General features: G+C 72.2%; 13 protein-coding genes. 4 read left to right on the forward strand and 9 right to left on the reverse strand.

Annotated features, from left to right (window positions below; translation table 11 throughout):
* Positions 1 to 91: 91 nt before the first annotated feature.
* Positions 92 to 1,540 carry a hypothetical protein gene (locus LUX31_RS07245; RefSeq protein WP_235473945.1) on the forward strand — a complete coding sequence of 483 codons (1,449 nt, stop codon included), beginning with the start codon at positions 92 to 94 and terminating at the stop codon, positions 1,538 to 1,540.
* 43 nt (positions 1,541 to 1,583) lie between these two features.
* Here the strand turns inward: LUX31_RS07245 and LUX31_RS07250 are convergent, their stop codons facing one another.
* Positions 1,584 to 2,207 (reverse strand): hypothetical protein, encoded by a 624-nt coding sequence (locus LUX31_RS07250; RefSeq protein ID WP_235473946.1) that lies wholly within the window; start codon positions 2,205 to 2,207, stop codon positions 1,584 to 1,586.
* 273 nt (positions 2,208 to 2,480) lie between these two features.
* Here LUX31_RS07250 and LUX31_RS07255 point away from each other — a divergent pair, with 273 nt between their 5' ends.
* Complete coding sequence (locus LUX31_RS07255; protein WP_235479825.1) at positions 2,481 to 3,731, forward strand: lactonase family protein; 1,251 nt, start codon at positions 2,481 to 2,483, stop codon at positions 3,729 to 3,731.
* A 250-nt stretch (positions 3,732 to 3,981) separates the two neighbouring features.
* On the opposite strand, the gene LUX31_RS07260 is transcribed toward LUX31_RS07255, so the two are convergent.
* The 6 genes from LUX31_RS07260 to LUX31_RS07285 all read right to left on the reverse strand — a co-directional run bounded on the left by LUX31_RS07260 (position 3,982) and on the right by LUX31_RS07285 (position 12,279).
* Positions 3,982 to 4,119, reverse strand: a complete 138-nt coding sequence (locus tag LUX31_RS07260) for a hypothetical protein (protein ID WP_235473947.1) — start codon at positions 4,117 to 4,119, stop codon at positions 3,982 to 3,984.
* 88 nt (positions 4,120 to 4,207) lie between these two features.
* Positions 4,208 to 6,682, reverse strand: a complete 2,475-nt coding sequence (locus tag LUX31_RS07265; protein WP_235473948.1) for an SWIM zinc finger family protein — start codon at positions 6,680 to 6,682, stop codon at positions 4,208 to 4,210.
* Positions 6,682 to 9,513 (reverse strand): DEAD/DEAH box helicase, encoded by a 2,832-nt coding sequence (locus LUX31_RS07270; protein ID WP_235473949.1) that lies wholly within the window; start codon positions 9,511 to 9,513, stop codon positions 6,682 to 6,684. Before LUX31_RS07270 ends, LUX31_RS07265 begins: the two co-directional genes overlap by 1 nt.
* Positions 9,514 to 9,628: 115 nt before the next feature.
* A complete protein-coding gene (locus LUX31_RS07275; RefSeq protein ID WP_235473950.1) occupies positions 9,629 to 10,231 on the reverse strand; it encodes a sugar kinase in 603 nt (200 codons plus the stop codon).
* Positions 10,228 to 11,412 carry an ROK family glucokinase gene (locus tag LUX31_RS07280; protein ID WP_235473951.1) on the reverse strand — a complete coding sequence of 395 codons (1,185 nt, stop codon included), beginning with the start codon at positions 11,410 to 11,412 and terminating at the stop codon, positions 10,228 to 10,230. Before LUX31_RS07280 ends, LUX31_RS07275 begins: the two co-directional genes overlap by 4 nt.
* 117 nt (positions 11,413 to 11,529) lie before the next feature.
* Positions 11,530 to 12,279, reverse strand: coding sequence for a GntR family transcriptional regulator (locus LUX31_RS07285; RefSeq protein ID WP_235479826.1), 750 nt, complete (start codon positions 12,277 to 12,279; stop codon positions 11,530 to 11,532).
* Between the two features lie 118 nt (positions 12,280 to 12,397).
* On the opposite strand from LUX31_RS07285, the gene LUX31_RS07290 reads away from it, so the two are divergent.
* Positions 12,398 to 13,411: a Gfo/Idh/MocA family protein gene (locus LUX31_RS07290; RefSeq protein ID WP_235473952.1), complete on the forward strand. Its 1,014-nt coding sequence runs from the start codon at positions 12,398 to 12,400 to the stop codon at positions 13,409 to 13,411.
* Positions 13,412 to 13,517: 106 nt separating this feature from the next.
* Here the strand turns inward: LUX31_RS07290 and LUX31_RS07295 are convergent, their stop codons facing one another.
* Together LUX31_RS07295 and LUX31_RS07300 are read right to left on the reverse strand one after the other, a co-directional pair.
* A complete protein-coding gene (locus LUX31_RS07295; RefSeq protein WP_235473953.1) occupies positions 13,518 to 14,708 on the reverse strand; it encodes a cytochrome P450 family protein in 1,191 nt (396 codons plus the stop codon).
* Between the two features lie 87 nt (positions 14,709 to 14,795).
* Entirely contained in the window at positions 14,796 to 15,476 is a 681-nt protein-coding gene (locus LUX31_RS07300; protein WP_235473954.1) for a response regulator, read from the reverse strand.
* Between the two features lie 96 nt (positions 15,477 to 15,572).
* Between LUX31_RS07300 and LUX31_RS07305 the strand changes: the two genes are divergently transcribed.
* Positions 15,573 to 16,607 (forward strand): aldo/keto reductase, encoded by a 1,035-nt coding sequence (locus LUX31_RS07305; RefSeq protein WP_235473955.1) that lies wholly within the window; start codon positions 15,573 to 15,575, stop codon positions 16,605 to 16,607.
* The last annotated feature ends 31 nt before the right edge of the window (positions 16,608 to 16,638 follow it).

Below are 16,638 nucleotides of genomic sequence, written 5' to 3' on the forward strand. Positions count from 1 at the left end.
CTGCGGGAAGGGGCCTTCGACACATGACGAAACGCTGACGTCCGCACGGGCGGCGGCCTCGGCACGGTCCACGCGGCCTAGCGTTCCCGTCGTGACCCGTGATCTTCTCCGAGACCTGTACGCGACCGTGGCCGCCACACTGCTCGTCGTGACGGCCGCGCTGGTCGGCACCACGATCCAGCGGGAGCACGGCTCCCTGCACGTGGGCTGGCCTCCCTTGTACGCCAACTGGGGCCCCCACATCGGCCCCGGCACCCCGACGGCACTCGTCGTCGCGGTCGGCGTCGTGGCGTACGGCCCGCAGCTGGCCGCCCGGCTGCAGTGGCGCGCGCTGCTCGGCGCCGCCTGGGGCACGGCGATGGCCTGGACGTGGTCACTGGCACTGATCGACGGCTGGCAACGCGGAATCGCGGTCCGGCTCACGACCAGGTACGAGTACCTGCAGGTCATCGACCGCTTCCAGGACATCCCCGCGACCCTGCGGGACTTCACCCAGCACATCCTGCTGCACTCCCCCGACCACTGGCCCCCACATGTCGCGGGCCATCCCCCGGCGGCGACGGTCACGTTCGTCCTGCTCGACCGGGTCGGACTCGGCGGTGGGGCCTGGGCCGGAGTCTTCTGCATCACCGTCGGCGCGTCGGCCTGCGTGGCGGTACTGGTCGCCGTGCGGGCGCTCGCGAGCGAGGCCCTCGCACGCCGGGCGGCACCGTTCCTGGTGATGGCGCCCGCCGCGGTGTGGATGGGGACGTCCGCGGACGGGTACTTCGCGGCGGTCGCCGCCTGGACCATCGCGTTCCTCGCCCTCGCGGTCACCGGACACCGGCCCCGGCTCACCGGTTTCGCCTCCGGCCTCCTCTTCGGCCTCACCTGCTATCTCTCCTACGGCCTCACCCTCTTCGCCGTCATCGCGGGCGCCGCCGTGCTGCTCGGCGGCCCGCGCCGGACCCGGCCCCTGCCCTACGCCCTCGCCGGAGTCACCATCGTTCCGCTCGCGTTCACCCTCGCGGGCTTCAACTGGTGGGAGGCGTACCACCTCCTGGCCGAGCGCTACTACCAGGGCGCCGGCGGCATCCGGCCCTACGGCTACTGGGTGTGGGCCAACCTCGCCTGCACGGTCCTGGTCGTGGGCCCGGCGACAGTGGCGGGCCTGCGGCGCACCGTCGCCACGCTCCTTGGGGCTGCGGCACGGCTCAGGGCACATTCCTCCCCCGTCGCTCCGCCGCCCGTCCGGACACCCGACCGCCACAGCGCTCCCCTACGTGTCGTCCCCGCCCTCCGCCGGCGGCTCGTGCCCCGGTCGGACGGTACCGGCGCCTCCCCCGACCTCCGCCTCGCCCTGCTCATCGCCGCGACGTTCTCCGCTCTGCTCATCGCCGATCTGTCCGGGATGAGCAAGGCGGAGACCGAGCGCATCTGGCTGCCGTTCGCCATGTGGCTGCTCACCTCAGGTGCGTTCCTGACCGGACCGCGCATCTGGCTCGCCGCGCAGGCCGTGGTCGCCCTGCTTCTCAATCACCTGCTGCTGACCGGCTGGTGACCGGCTGTGCCGGGCCCGGCACGCTCCCGCCCGACAGATCACTTCACCCTCCAGTCCCGTGATCGCCCGCTCGGCGGCCGGGAAGCATGCCTGCTTCGCCGGTGGGGGCGCTCCTCCCGGTCCCCCAGGCGAGCAGCGCGAAGCCCAGGGCGAAGCCGAGCATCGTCCATACGCCGCGTGGCCAGAAGATGTGGCTGTCGACGAAGGACCAGCCTGCCGCGAGGAGCACCACCGTTCCGGGCAGGATTCGGGCGCCGTACTTCGGGAGCAGCGCGACCGCCGTGGCCGCGATGGCGCCGATGAGGGCGTAGGCGCCGGCCTGCCCGAGCGCCTCACCCGTGTCATAGAGCGGGCGCTTGACCGGCCCGAGGCTCGCTGTCTCGCCGGCGTGCTCGACCGCGGTCCCGGCCGCGATACCCGCGACCGCGTCGAGCCCGGTGTAGAAGGCCGCGTAGACGAAGGCACCCGCCCAGGCCACCACGGTGGCGAAGCCCGTGAGGCCGGGTCGAGGCCGATGCCGGAGAGGGACCAGGAGGCCGACCGTGAGCAGCGGAAAGACCGGCAACAGCGCGATGTGCAACTGCGTCCAGTCCGAGGCCGTCGACCTGGACAGCCCGTGCGGATGCGCGAGGCCCGCCGCAGCCAGCACAAGGGGGGCGGTCGTCACGAGAGCAATACTTCGGATGGTCAACACGCCTGCGAGCGTAGGCGCGTGAGGGTCCCCGATGCGGCCTCGTAAGGGTTCCGTAAGACCTTGGCCGTCCTCCGGACGATTCGTCGCCTGCCGTACGCAGAAAGCCCTGTCGCTCCGTCACCAGGACTCTTACGAGAGTCTGACGCGATCCCCATTCCTCACCGGCACATCGCTCCCACGACCCACTCTGGTGCCGTCCGCAACCGTGGACGGCACCGCGCAGACACAGAGGAACGGGACGTGACCATGCACAGCAGCCACCGGGACGACGACCGCACGAGCCGGACCGCCGGCACCCCCGGCGGTCACCGGGCGAAGTCCAGGACACGGCGCATCATGATCGGCGGCGGAGCCCTCGCCGCCGCGACGGCGGTCACCGTGGCCGTGACCGTGGCTTCGGCCAGTCAGTACTCCGAGAGCGCTGTCGGGGCCGACCACGCCGTCTTCGTCCAGGGCAACGAGCTGGACGGCAACACCATCCATGTGTTCGCGCGGGGCGACGACGGCAAGTTGAGTCCCTCGGGGACCTACCGGACCGGCGGCAAGGGCGGTGACCAGGTCGACGCACCCACCGACTCGCTCGCCTCCCAGGGCTCACTCATCTACGCCGAGGCTTCGGGCAGGCTGCTCGCCGTCAACGCGGGCAGCGGCACAGTGACCTCCTTCCGCGTCGAAGGGCAGCAGCTGACGGACAGGCGCGTCGTGGACTCCGGTGGAGAGTTCCCGGCGAGCATCGCGGTGCACGGCAGGATCGCGTACGTCATGAACGCGGGCGGCGGGGGCAGCGTCCAGGGCTTCAGGATCACCGGCAAGGGGCTCAAGCCGCTGCAGGGGTCTCACCGTTCCCTGGGCCTGGACAACGAGGACATCCCTCTGTTCTCCAGCTCGCCCGGCGAGGTGGAGTTCACCCCGGACGGCCGCAACCTGGTCGTCACCACCAAGTCCAACAACACCGTCGAGGTCTTCCCGATGAAGCGGAACGGCCTCCCAGCCGTCGCCGAACCCGTCGTCAACAAGTCGGCCGGCGGCGTCCCGTTCGCGATCAGCTTCGACGGGACCGGGAAGCGGATGCTGGTCGCCGAGGCCGAGAAGTCCACGGTCACCACGTACCAGGTGAAGCACGACGGCAAACTGAAGGTCCTTCAGCAGCCGCTGGCCAACGGCCAGGAGACCCTGTGCTGGCTGGAACGCGCGGGCAACTACTTCTACGGCGGCAACACCGGCAACTCCACGGTCACCGGGTACCGCATGGACAAGCGCGGCACGCTCTCCCTGACCAACGAGGTGGGCATCGCCACCCCGCCCTCCGCCACATCGCAGGGCGTGATCGACCTCGCCGTGACGCAGGACGAGAAGTTCGTCTACGTCCAGAACGCCGTCTCCGGCACCGTCGACGGCTTCCGCGTCGAGGCCAATGGCGCCCTCACCAAGGTCACGACGGCCGAGGGCCTGCCCGCCTTCGACGAGTCCGGCATGGAGGGCATCGCCGCCTTCTGACCGGACACGCCCGTCACGGAGAGCCCTGTGGCGGTCGTCCAACATCCGCAGCCTCAGCGCGCAGCCGGCCTCGTCGAGGACGTCGGCGCACTCCGACTTCATGCAGAGGCTCTGCCGCCCGGGCCGGCCGGAGAGGAAGCCGAGGCATGGATCGCGTGGGCCGAGAGCCACGTGCCACACCTGAATCCGCTCAACGGTTCACCACTCCTACCGGAAATCCCCGAGCCTCGCACCGAGGACCTCCAGCCGTTCACGCACGGCTGGAGCCCCTACGGACCTGCATCGTGCTGGGCCGCTCCTTGGCGCCGTGGTGCGCGTCGGCCCGCTTCCGCTGCCCGGGGCGGCCCGCACGCGCTGATGGCCGTTCGCTGCTCCCGTTGTCCGTCACGGCTCGACGTTACTGCATGTGGGACGCCCTGCGGCATGCGTCGGAGAGCGGTCGGCGGGACGGTTCGGGATACGTTTTCTATCCGTTTCTATCCGCCTTTCTGCCTCTCGTCGCCAGGGTTGCCGAGGCCGGTGAGGGCGCCGACCGGGTCCGGGTCGGGGGTGCCTCGGGGCCACCAGTCGTCGTGGCCCGGTTCGGACTCGTACGCGTACCAGAGGCCGTCGCGGCCCAGGCGGAGCTGTATGTGGCCGCGCGGGTGGGTGAGGTGGTTGCGCCAGGGTCTGAAGGCGGGGAGGTCGGCGGCGCGGAGGAGGGGGCGGGCGCGGTCGAAGCGCCCCGCCGGCGGGTCCCACTCCTCCTCGAGGACCTCCAGTCCGTCGAGCCCGCCCTGCCGCCAGGCGGCCACCGCGCGCGCCAGGTCGGCCGGGGTGCGGCCGGCGGCTCTGGCGAGCGAGGAGTAGAGGGCGCGGGTGCCCGCGGTGAGGCCGGAGCCGGGGCGGGCGGCGGCGAGCCGTACGGCGTCCTGCCACAGGGTCAGCTCGCCGACCGGGTCGTGGCCTGCGGTGAGCAGGGTGTGGGCGCGGGCGGCGGCGTCCGTCGCCAACTGGTCCAGCGCGAAGGGGTCCGGGCCGCCCGGGGCCGCCGGGTAGGCCGGGGGCGGCTCGGGGTGCGGGCGGGGAGGCAGCGGTGCCGGGAGCGGCGGGAGGGTGCGCGGGGCCAGCGCGTCGGAGGCCCGGACCCCGGGGAAGGCCGCCGTCTGCTGCTCCTGCGCGGCACGGGCGGCACGGGCCGCGTTACGCCGGGACAACTCATCGAGCACTTCCCGCTCGCCCCGGCCCCGCAGGAGGAGCAGGACGAAGGGGTCGGCGTCGAGGAGGCGGGCGGTCTGGTAGCAGAGGGCGGCGGCGTGTTTGCAGGGGTGTCCTGAGTCGGGGCAGCTGCACCGGGGTTCGAGGTCGCCGGGGCCGGGCAGCAGCGGGGCCCCGCAGTCGGCGAGGGACTGGGGCAGCTCCTTGTCGAGCAGCGCGGCGATGTGCCCGGGCCGCTCCACGGCGGCTTCCAGGAACCGCTCCCACTCCTGGCCGCCGAGGGTGCGCAGCCGCACCTGTACGCGGTACGGCCGGGGGCGGGAGCCCTGTACGTAGGCGAGTACGAGCCCCGGTGTCACCGTGATGGCATCGACGTGCCCCTTCTCGGCGTACCCGCGCCCCCGCACCAGCCGGGCGACGTCCAACGCGCCCTCCTCCAGGGCGGTCACCCAGGCGTTCCCCCACCAGCTCTCCGCGAAGCCGACGCCCTCGGACGCGTCCCGGTTCCCCGGGGCCCGCAGCGCGGGGAAGGTCCGGCGCAACTCACCGTCACGACCAGGTGCGGCCATGGAGGAGGGCACGGAGGCGATGCGTGAGGTGTCGTTGTCGCTGTCGTGGGGATCGGCGAGGGGCGGCGGTGCCTGTCGGAACCCGGTGGTGGCCCGGGGGTTCGGGCTGTCGCTCGACGCGCCTGCCGTCGCTTCGTCGGCCTCGACGCCAGGGGTGTCGTCCCCCGGTGTCGGCGAGGCGACGGCACGCAGGACCTCCCCCACGGTCACGGGCGGCGAAGGGTCCGTGTGCGGCTCGGCGCCAGAGGTTCCGGGGTCCCGCACCGAAGCCGCCGGGGACTCGTCGGCGGGCAACTCGAAGGAACCGGCGAGCAGTTCCCGTACGTCCCGCACCCGGTCCCCGGGACTCCGGTCACGCGCACGCAGGGGCCGGACAGGCCGCCGCGCGGCCTGGGCTGCCGCCGCCTCCGCGTCGAGCCGGGCCCGCAGAGCCTCACCGCGCGCGGCGCGCAAGGCCTCGCGAGCGACGTCTCCGGGGCGTCCGCTCTTGCGGTCTCCCGCGTCGGGACGGGCCTGCGGGGCATCGGGGACGTCCGGGGCGACGTCGGGTACGTCCGGGTCCTCCGGGCCCGACCCTGCCGAGACACCTGACGGGCGCTCACCCCCGGCCGATGTCGTCGCGCCCCGCAGCCCCCCACGAGCAACGTCACCAGGACGCCCGCCCCAGCCGCCTCCCGCATCAGCACGAGCGTGCCGGGCATCGGAGACATCCGAAGCACCATCGGAAACATCCAAGGTCTCCGGGCCCGACCCTGCCGAGACACCTGACGGGCGCTCGCCCCCAGCCAGTGTCGTCGCGCCCCGCAGCGCCGCACGGGCCGCGTCGCCCGGCCGTGTCTCGGGCCCCGCGGCCTCCGCGGGCCTCCCGCGCTGCCCAGGATTCTCGGGTTCCGCGAGCTTCCCGGCCGCCGCGCGTGCCACGCCCCACGCGGACTCCGTCCCCGGCACCGCGCCCTGTGTCGCAGACGTCGTCGTCTGGGTCGCGCGCTCCCGGGCGGCTCGCAGGGCCCTGCGGGCGGCGTCGGCCGGTCGGTCCTGGCCGGGATCGTCGGGCAGGGGGCGCTCGCCCGGAATCGGCTCGTCGGCCGGTCGGTCCTGCCCGGGATCGTCGGGCAGGGGGCGCTCGGCCCGCACCGGCTTCTCCCCCGCCGGGCCGCGCCCGTCCTCGTGCTCCTCCGTCGGCATCACACCGCCCTCCGCAGTGAGACCAGGTCGGACAGTGCCCGGTCCGTCAGTTCCGTGAGGGACGATTCGCCGGAGGTGAGGATCGCGTCGGCCAGGGCTCGCTTGGATTCGAGCATCTCCGCGATGCGGTCCTCGACCGTGCCCTCGGTGATCAGGCGGTGCACCTGGACGGGCTGGGTCTGGCCGATGCGGTAGGCGCGGTCCGTGGCCTGTTCCTCGACCGCCGGGTTCCACCAGCGGTCGAAGTGGACGACATGGCCCGCGCGTGTCAGGTTCAGGCCCGTGCCCGCCGCCTTCAGGGAGAGGATCAGGATCGGGGTCGCGCCGGCCTGGAAGCGGTCCACCATGCGTTCCCGTTCGGGGACCGGGGTGCCGCCGTGGAGCAGTTCCGCCGGGACCGCGCGGGCCGCGAGGTGGGACGTGATCAGGCGGGCCATCCCCACGTACTGCGTGAACACCAGGGCCGAGCCGTCCTCGGCCAGCAGGGTGTCCAACAGCTCGTCCAGCAGGGCGAGTTTGCCGGAACGGGCCGCCATTCGGTCGCTCGCGGCAGGCGTCGGCGCCTCCTCCTTGAGGTACAGCGCGGGGTGGTCGCAGATCTGCTTGAGGGAGGTCAGCAGCTTCAGCACCAGGCCGCGGCGCGCGATGCCGTCCGTCGTCTCGATGGCGAGCATCGACTCGCGCACCACCGCCTCGTACAGCGCGGCCTGTTCGCGGGTCAGGGGGACCGGATGGTCGGTCTCGGTCTTCGGCGGGAGTTCCGGGACGATGCCCGGGTCGGACTTCTTGCGGCGCAGCAGGAACGGGCGGACCAGACGGGCGAGTCGGGCCACCGCCTCCTCGTCCTCACCGGTCTCCACCGCGCGCGCGTGCCGGGCGCGGAAGGACTTCAGGGGGCCCAGGAGGCCGGGGGTGGTCCAGTCGAGCAGGGCCCAGAGCTCGGAGAGGTTGTTCTCGACGGGGGTGCCGGTGAGCGCCACGCGCGCGGGGGTCGGGATCGTGCGCAGCGCCTTCGCGGTCGCCGAGTACGGGTTCTTGACGTGCTGCGCCTCGTCCGCGACGACCATCCCCCACGGCTGCTCGGCCAGCCTGGGCGCCGTCGACCGCATGGTGCCGTACGTCGTGAGGACGAAGCCGCCCCCCATGTCCTCCAGGGTGCGGTCGGGGCCGTGGTAGCGGCGGACGGGGACGCCGGGCGCGAACTTGGTGATCTCGCGCTGCCAGTTGCCCAGCAGGGAGGCGGGGCAGACCACCAACGTCGGCTCGCTGCGGGCCCGCCGCAGATGCAGGGCGATGACGGTGATCGTCTTGCCGAGCCCCATGTCGTCGGCGAGACAGCCGCCGAGACCGAGGGAGGTCATGAGGTCCAGCCAGGACAGTCCCCGGAGTTGATAGTCGCGGAGGGTGGCTTTCAGCCCCGGGGGTGGTTCCACGGGGGTGATGCCCACCGTGAGCCGGTCGCGCAGGGTCGCCAGCGCGCCGACCGGGACCGCCTCGACGGTCTCGCCGTCGACCTCCACCTCGCCGGTGAGTGCGGCCGAGAGCGCGTCGACCGGGTCGAGCAGGCCCAGTTCGCGCTTGCGTGCCTTGCGGACGAGGGCGGGGTCCACCAGGACCCACTGGTCCTTGAGGCGTACGACGGGACGGTGGGCCTCGGCCAGGACGTCCATCTCGGCCTCGGTGAGCGGATCTCCGCCGAGCGCCAACTGCCAGCGGAACTGGAGGAGTTCCTCGCTCTCGAAGAACCCGGTGCCGTCCTTCGCCGAGCCGGGCGCCGGGCGTACGACCGCCTGTGCGGTCAGGTCCTGGGCGAGGTCCCGGGGCCAGTGGACGGCGACTCCGGCGGCGGCGAGGCGGGTCGCGGCCATACCGAGCAGGTCGTACAGCTCCTCCTCGGAGAGTGCCAGTACGGCGGGCGCGTCCTGCTCGGTGAGACGGTCGAGCGGGGGCCAGACGCGGGCCGCGCGGCGCACCGCCAAGGCGGCGTCCACGCGGGCGCGTGCCCCGAAGGCCGCGTCCGCGGTGCCCGCCCACAGGGTCGCCGCGTCGGTGACCAGGGTGGGGTCGGCGAGGCTGTGCACCTGGACGATCGCCGCGCCCGCGCTGCGCACCCGGTCGGGGTCGTCGAACAGCTCGTACGCCGACAGGTCGAGGCGGAGCGAGATCCGCACGCCCGCGTCCATGCCCGCGGCGACCTCCGCCGCCCAGTCATGGGCGTCCGGCAGCCGCTGTGCCGCGCGCGCGGCGAAGGGCAGCCCCGCCGCGTACGGAGCCGCCGGGGTGCGCGGGAGGGTGTCCGCGACGGCGTCCAGGAAGGCTCGTACGAGCGCCTCCGGCTCGGGCAGTTGCAGGGGGCCCGCGCCGGGGAGGGGCACCGCGTGGCCCTCGTACGGCAGCGCTGCGGCGATGGCCCTGAGGTGGGCGATGTCGTCGGGGTCCAGCGGGCCCGCGCGCCAGGCGTCGTGGCCGACGGGGGTCAGCCCGGGCAGCAGCCTGCCGCGGGCGGTGAGCCGCAGGGCGTGCAGCGCGGCGGCGCCCCAGCAGGCCGTGGCGGGATGGGCGGCGGGCTCGCGGCGGGCCCGTACGAGCAGCGGCAGCGCAGTGTCGACGGGCAGCGTCAGCGCGGGGGTGGTCCGGCGGCGGACACCGGCGCCGTGTCGTCGTACGACCGTCAGTTCCGTGTGTGCGTCGCCCTCGCCGGGCAGGCCTGTGTCCCCCGACGGGTCCCAGAAGGCGATGCGGCCCTCGCGCGGGAGCGGGGCCGGGAGGAAGACGGCCGCGAGGCGCACGGACACGTCCGCCACCGCTGTTGCCGATGTCTCGTCGCTCATGCGTGCGTCACCTCCCGCCCTCGTGTCGTGTCCGTCGAGTCGGACGTCTTCGACTGTACGGGCGGGGTCTGACAATCGGTCCCGGCGACGGGCCGGAGCCCGGTCGCCCGGCCCGTCAGGGGGTGGTGCGCGAGACGACGTAGACCATGTAGTGGTTGGGGTGCGACCACTTCACGACGATGTGCTGGGTGGGTGCCGGGTTCTTCTGCTGGTGGGCGAGACCCCACCACGGGCCCGGATCCTTGAACTCCCAGCCGACGATCTTCTGGTCGCGGGCGCTGATGGTGAGCTTGTCCTTCTCCAGACTGGCGCGGGGCACGCCCATGGCCTTGAAGAAGTGGTCCAGGCCCGCGTTCGTGGTCATGAACTGGACGTACAGACGGCTGGTGCGCCAGTTGTTCGTCTCGTAGTAGGCGACCTTCGTCGACACGATTCCCTTGCCGTCGGCCTGGCGCGGGACGGGTACCTCGTAGATGTGGCGCTGGACCTTCGAGGGCCAGGCCTCGGTGAGGCCGCGCGCCGCCCACTTGCGTTCCTTGTCCTTGCCGCTGTCACGGCTCTGGTTGGCGGAGATCACCAGATAGCCGGCCGGGACACCGATGAGCAGCACGATGATCAGCAGGGTCAGGGCGCGACGGCGGATCATGTGGCCGCGGTCCTCCGGGGGCCTGGTCGGGTCGTCCGGGGCCATGGCCTGGCGGGGCAGGGAAGCGGTCACAGCGGCCCCTGGGAGGTGCGGCGGGTCTCGGCGTACTTCTCGTAGCGTTCGTACCGTTCGACGCGGCGTCGGTTCGCGCGCCGGAAGCGGCGGGCGACCAGACGGGCGAGGTCGGCGGCGCCCACCATGCCGGCCTCGGGGCCGAGCTGGGCGCGGGCGATGCGGGCCTCGGGGCGGTAGCCGCGGCCGGTCAGCTGGCGCCGGAAGGCGTCCCGCGCGGGGCCGATCAGCAGGTCGTCGGCCGCGGAGACACCGCCGCCGATCACGAAGCAGGAGGGGTCCAGGGCGGCGGCCAGGTTGGCGATGCCGACGCCGAGCCACTGGCCGATGTCCTGGAGCAGTTCGATGCACATGGCGTCGCCCTCACGGGCCAGCTCGGTGATCATCGGACCGGTGATCTCGGCGATGTTGCCCTTGACGTGCTCGATGATCCCGTAGGCCACCGGGGAGTCGGCCGCCGCGAGTTCACGTGCCTCTCTGACCAGCGCGTTGCCGGAGCTGTACTGCTCCCAGCAGCCGCGGTTGCCGCACGGGCAGCGGTGGCCGCCGGGCACAACCTGCATATGGCCGAACTCGCCGGCGACGCCGAACTTGCCGCGCTTGACCTGGCCGTCCTCCAGGATCGCGCCGCCGATGCCCGTACCGAGCGTGATCATGACGAGGTGGTCCTCGCCGCGACCCGCGCCGAAGCGCCACTCCGCCCAGGCGGCGGCGTTGGCGTCGTTGTCGACCAGGACGGGGACGGCGAGGCGGCCGGAGATGCGGTCCCTGAGGGGCTCGTTGCGCCACGACAGGTGGGGCGCGAACAGGACCCGGTTGCGGTCGGCGTCGACCCAGCCGGCCGCGCCGATACCGACCGCGTGCACGTCGTGCCGGTCGGACAGGTCGAGGACCAGCTCGACGATGGTGTCCTCGACGACCTTGGGGCTCTTGGACTTGTCCGGCGTCTCGGTGCGGAGCTTCTCCAGGATGTTGCCGTCGGCGTCGACCACTCCCGCCATCACCTTCGTGCCGCCGATGTCGATGCCGACGGTGGGCACGCGGGGGGCTGTGAGGTGGGAACGGCGCTCGCGCGTGCCGACGGTACGCAGCGCCGGGGCCCGGCGGGAACCGATGGGGGCGCCGGCCCCACTGGCTGCGCTGAGAGCCCGAGGGAGTGCGAGGTCGCGGTAGGTGCTCATTGCGGCGATTCTGCCTCACCGTAAGTCTCGTTGCCGCGCGGGGGAGCAATGGGGCGGTGCGGGTGTTTTGCCGGGTGCGGGTGCGTTGTGGTTGCTCGCGCAGTTCCCCGCGCCCCTTCAGGGGCGTACCAGTAGCTGGAACTCGAACGAATAGCGGGTGGGGCGGTAGGTGTGGGTGCCGAATTCGACTGCTCGGCCTGTGTCGTCGAAGGTTGTGCGCTGCATCGTGAGGAGTGGGGCGCCTTCGCGCTCCGTCAGGCGTTCCGCCTCCTCCGCCGTTGCTCCTCTGGCGCCGATCGACTGGCGGGCGCTGTGGAGGGTGATTCCGGCGGCGCGCATCAGGCGGTAGAGGCCGGTGGCCTCCAGCTGTGCGGTCTGCAGGTCGAAGAGGCCCGGTGGCAGGTAGTTGCAGAGGTACGCCATCGGCTCGCCGTGGGACAGCCGCAGCCGTTCCACGCGGTGCACGTCGCTGCCCTCGGCCACGTTGAGGGCGGCGGCGACCTCGGCGGAGGCCGGCACGACCGTGTTGACGAGGACCTTGGTCGCGGGGCGCTGGCCCGCCGCCTCCAGGTCGTCGTACAGGCTGCTCAGTTCGAGCGGGCGTTTGACCTGGCTGTGCACGACCTGCGTGCCGACGCCTCGCCGGCGTACGAGGAGGCCCTTGTCCACCAGGGACTGGATGGCCTGGCGCACGGTGGGGCGGGACAGGCCGAGTCGTCCGGCCAGCTCTATCTCGTTGCCCAGCAGGCTGCCGGGGGTGAGCGCTCCGTGCTCGATCGCGGCTTCGAGCTGCTGGGACAGCTGGAAGTAGAGCGGTACCGGACTGCTCCGGTCCACACTCAGTTCCAGCGGCGCTGTGGGATCCACATCTGGTTTCGGCACGGGCCGAGCGTAGCTCCGGGGATTGTTGACGGGAAGTTGTGTAGTTCGATTGTCCGGACATACGCATTGACAGCGCACCTGGTCGGACCCCAGTTTGGTTCTTATGCGCATCGGAGTCATCGGGACGGGCCGTATCGGTTCATTCCACGCGAATACCCTCAGCCGCCACCGCGAGGTAGGGGGCTCACTCATCGTCACGGACGCGGACAGCGGGCGGGCACAGGATCTGGCACATCGTTTAGGAGCCACGGCCGCACCCGGTGTCGACGAGATCTTCACCTGGGGCGTGGACGCGGTGGTGATCACCGCGGCCACCTCGGCCCACGCCGAACTGATCGGTCGGGCAGCACGCTCGGGTCTCCCGGTGTTCTGCGAGAAGCCCATAGCCCTCGATCTGCCCGCCACGCTGGCCGCGATCGCCGAGGTGGAGGCGGCCGGAACGATCCTTCAGATGGGCTTCCAGCGCCGGTTCGACATCGGCTACACGGGCGCCCGGGACATCGTGCGCTCCGGAAAGCTCGGCCGTCTGCACACCGTCCGCATGACGACGTCGGACCAGACGCCGCCTCCGCCCGAGTACCTCCCGCTGTCCGGCGGGCTGTACCGGGACACCCTGATCCATGACTTCGACATCCTGCGCTGGGTGACGGGGCACGAGATCGTCGAGGTGTACGCGACCGGGTCGGACACCGGTCCCTCGATGTTCCGCGAGGCGGGCGACATCGGTACGGCCGCCGCGGTACTCACCCTGGACGACGGCACGCTCGCCACGGCGACGGCGACGCGGATGAACGGCGCGGGCTACGACGTCCGCATGGAGCTGGCCGGGGAGCTGGACCAGGTCGGCGTGGGCCTGGACGACCGTACGCCCATCGCGTCCACCGAACCGGCCGGACCGCCGGCCGCGAGCAAGCCCTGGACCGGCTTCCTGGAGCGCTTCGGGCCCGCCTACGAGGCCGAGCTGTCGGCGTTCGTGGAGGTGGTGCGAGGCGAGCGCGCCAACCCCTGTGACGGCCGCGAGGCACTCCAGGCCCTGCGCGTCGCCGAGGCCTGCGAACTGTCCAGACAGGAGCACAGGCCCGTCCACCTCGCGGAGATCGCGGGCGGGTGGGAGTGAGCGCGGGACCGACGACCGGGGGGAACGGATCCAGTGGGGGTACGGCCGACTCCCAGGGCGTTCTCGGCCGTTCCCTCAACGCCCCGAGTGTTCCCGCGCCGCCCGGCTACCAGCGCACCGGCAGGCTCCGTACCCCGCGCATCAGCATCCCGGGGAGCCAGTCGCCGGGCGGGCCTGCCAGGGCCAGGGCGGGGGCGCGGTCCAGCAGGGTGCCTATCGCCGTGCGTGCTTCGAGGCGGGCCAGTGGGGCGCCCAGGCAGTAGTGGAGGCCGTGGCCGAAGGCCATGTGGCCCCGGGTGTCGCGGTGGATGTCGAAGCGGTCCGGGGCCGGATAGCGGTCCCCGTCACGGTCGGCCGCGGTGAGGCCGATCATCACCGCTTCGCCCTTCTCGACGGCTGTGCCGCCGATCTCCAGGGGTTCGGCGGCGAACCGGAACGTCGCGTTCTCCACCGGCCCTTCGTAGCGCAGCATCTCCTCCACCGCGCCGTCGAGGAGGGTCATGTCGGCGCGCAGTTCGGCCAGTTGGGCGGGGTGGGTGAGCAGGGCGTGGACGCCGCTGGTGATGAGGTTGACGGTCGTCTCGTGGCCCGCTATCAGCAGGATGAACGCCATACCGCGCAGTTCCTCGGGCGACAGCCGGTCGCCGTCCTCGGCGGTCGTCCGGATCAGGTCGCTGAGCAGGTCGCCGCTCGGCCCGGCGCACCGCTTGTCCTCGATCAGGTCGGTGAGATACGCGGCGAGCTGCACGAACGCGTCGTGGTGGCTCTCCGCGTCGGTGGGCGCGACCGCCTCAGAGGACAGTTTCCGGAAGGCCGTACGGTCGATCTCGGGCACGCCGAGCAGTTCGCAGATCACCGTGAGGGGCAGCGGGTACGCGAACGAGTCCACCAGGTCGGCCCGGCCGCCCGGGATCATCGCGTCGAGGAGTTCGTCGGTGATCTCCTGGATCCGCGGCCGCAGGGCCTCCACGCGGCGTGCGGTGAAGGCGCGGGTGACCAGCGCGCGCAGCCGGGTGTGCTGCGGCGGGTCCGCGACGAGGAGGTACTTGCCGATCAGCTCCTCGTCCAGGAACCGCGTCCCGATCTTGTTCACGTCCTTGGCCAGCCGGGGGTCGGCGAGCGCCGCCCGCGCCTCCTCGTACCCGACGACGAGCCAGGTCACATGGTCCGCGTCATGACCCGGCAGCCGGACGCGGTGCACGGGGCCGCGGGCCCGCAGGCGTGCGTACACCGGATGCGGGTCCGCCCTGAACCCGTCGCCGAACTCCCCCAGATCGAGCACATCCGCTTCCCCCACGACGACCCTCCTGACAACCACCCTCGCGGCCAGTCCCGCAGCCGGGCCGGCCGTCCCCGTTGCCATGTGAACGTGCGCCGTCACCGGCTAGTGCCCGTCGTGCCCGTTTTCTTCCAGGAGTCCGGCGTCGTACGTCAACAGGGCGATCTGTACTCGGTTGTTGAGGTCGAGCTTGGCGAGAATGCGGGAGACGTGCGTCTTGACGGTGGCGACGCTCATGAACAGGGCGGCGGCGATCTCGGCGTTCGAGCGGCCCTGGCCGACGGCGACCGCGACCTCGCGTTCCCGGTCGTTCAGGGCGCCGATCCGCTCCCGGGCGCCGGCCCGCCGGGTGTCGGCCGTGCCGCCCGCCGCGTGGGCCATCAGCTGGCGGGTCACGGCGGGCGACAGGACGGGGTCCCCGGCCGCGACGCGGCGTACCGCGGCCAGGATCTCGGCGGGCGGGGTGTCCTTGAGGACGAAGCCGGCGGCACCCGCGCGCAGGGCGCGCAGTACCTGGTCGTCGGCGTGGAAGGTGGTCAGGACCACGACCTGCGGGGCGTCCTTGAGAGCGCGGAGGCGTTCGGTGGCGGCCAGACCGTCCACCGTCGGCATCCGGATGTCCATGAGCACGACGTCCGGGCCGGTGCGGCCGACGAGCGCCTCGACCTCACTGCCGTCCGCGGCCTCGCCGACGATCTCGATGTCGTCGGCGCCGCCCATCATCAGGGACAGGCCTGCCCGCACCAGGGGGTCGTCGTCGACGAGGAGCAGTCTGATCACGGTCATGGCCCTACGTAATCACGGTTGTGCGGCGCCGGGTCGGACACGGGCGGAGCGCGGCTACATTGCCCGCCTGAACATCCGTCAAGTGAGGGGCCTTTCGTGCGTTACCGACTGCTGGGCCGGACCGGCCTGCGCGTCTCCGAACTCTTCCTGGGAGCCATGACCTTCGGTGAGCAGGGCGGGGTGGGTGCACCCAGGGAGGAGTGCGCACGCATCCTCGACGCGTACGAGGCCGCCGGCGGCAATGTCGTCGACACCGCGATCAACTACCGCGGTGGGGCCAGCGAGACGATCCTGGGCGAACTCCTCAGGGGGCGGCGCGACCGGCTCGTGCTGTCCACGAAGTACACGATCTCGCGCGACGGCGCCGACCCCAACGCCGCGGGCAACCACCGCAAGAACCTCACGCTGTCCCTGGAGACGAGCCTGCGCCGGCTCGGCACGGACTACGTCGACGTCTACTGGGTCCACATCTGGGACCGCGCCACGCCCGTCGAGGAGACCATGCGTGCCCTCGACGACGCCGTGCGCTCGGGGAAGGTGCTGTACGTCGGCATCTCTGACGCCCCGGCCTGGGTGGTGTCCCGGGCCAACACGCTGGCGGAGTGGCGGGGTTGGTCGCAGTTCGCCGCGCTGCAGGTGCCGTACAGCCTGCTGAACCGGGACATCGAGCGTGAACTGCTGCCGATGGCCGAGGCGTTCGGGATGTCGGTGGCGGCCTGGAGTCCGCTGCACAACGGGATCCTGTCCGGAAAGTACACCCGCGCGCGGGGCATCGCCCCCGACGAGTCGGTACGGCTGTCCGCGGACGCGATCGGCGAGCATGAGCACGCGGTGGCGCGGGCCGTGCAGTCGGCGGCGGACGAACTCGGCGCGTCCCCGGCGCAGGTGGCCATCGCGTGGACCATGGCGCACTCCCCCGCCGTGCATCCGATCCTGGGCGCCCGCCGGGTCGAGCAGCTCATGGACAACCTCGGCGCGGCCGAACTGACGCTCCCCGAGGACCTGGTGGTCAAACTGGACGAGACGACCGGATTCCGGCCGGGCTTCCCGACCGAGTTCATCGAGGAGACCTCGGGCTGGGTGTACGGGGAGGCGGGACATCGGGTGGTACCGCGTACGGGGCGCGGCTGAAAACGCCCTCCTCTTTAAAGAGGTCCCGCGC

Origin of the sequence: Streptomyces sp. GQFP (assembly GCF_021545335.1) — a bacterium.
Classification (GTDB): Bacteria; Actinomycetota; Actinomycetes; order Streptomycetales; family Streptomycetaceae; genus Streptomyces.

Coding starts and splice junctions, on each gene's coding strand:
- LUX31_RS07255 (WP_235479825.1), top strand. CDS start 2,481: ATGCACAGCAGCCACCGGGACGACGACCGCACGAGCCGGACCGCCGGC.
- LUX31_RS07265 (WP_235473948.1), bottom strand. CDS start 6,682: ATGCCGACGGAGGAGCACGAGGACGGGCGCGGCCCGGCGGGGGAGAAG.
- LUX31_RS07270 (WP_235473949.1), bottom strand. CDS start 9,513: ATGAGCGACGAGACATCGGCAACAGCGGTGGCGGACGTGTCCGTGCGC.
- LUX31_RS07280 (WP_235473951.1), bottom strand. CDS start 11,412: ATGAGCACCTACCGCGACCTCGCACTCCCTCGGGCTCTCAGCGCAGCC.
- LUX31_RS07290 (WP_235473952.1), top strand. CDS start 12,398: ATGCGCATCGGAGTCATCGGGACGGGCCGTATCGGTTCATTCCACGCG.
- LUX31_RS07300 (WP_235473954.1), bottom strand. CDS start 15,476: ATGACCGTGATCAGACTGCTCCTCGTCGACGACGACCCCCTGGTGCGG.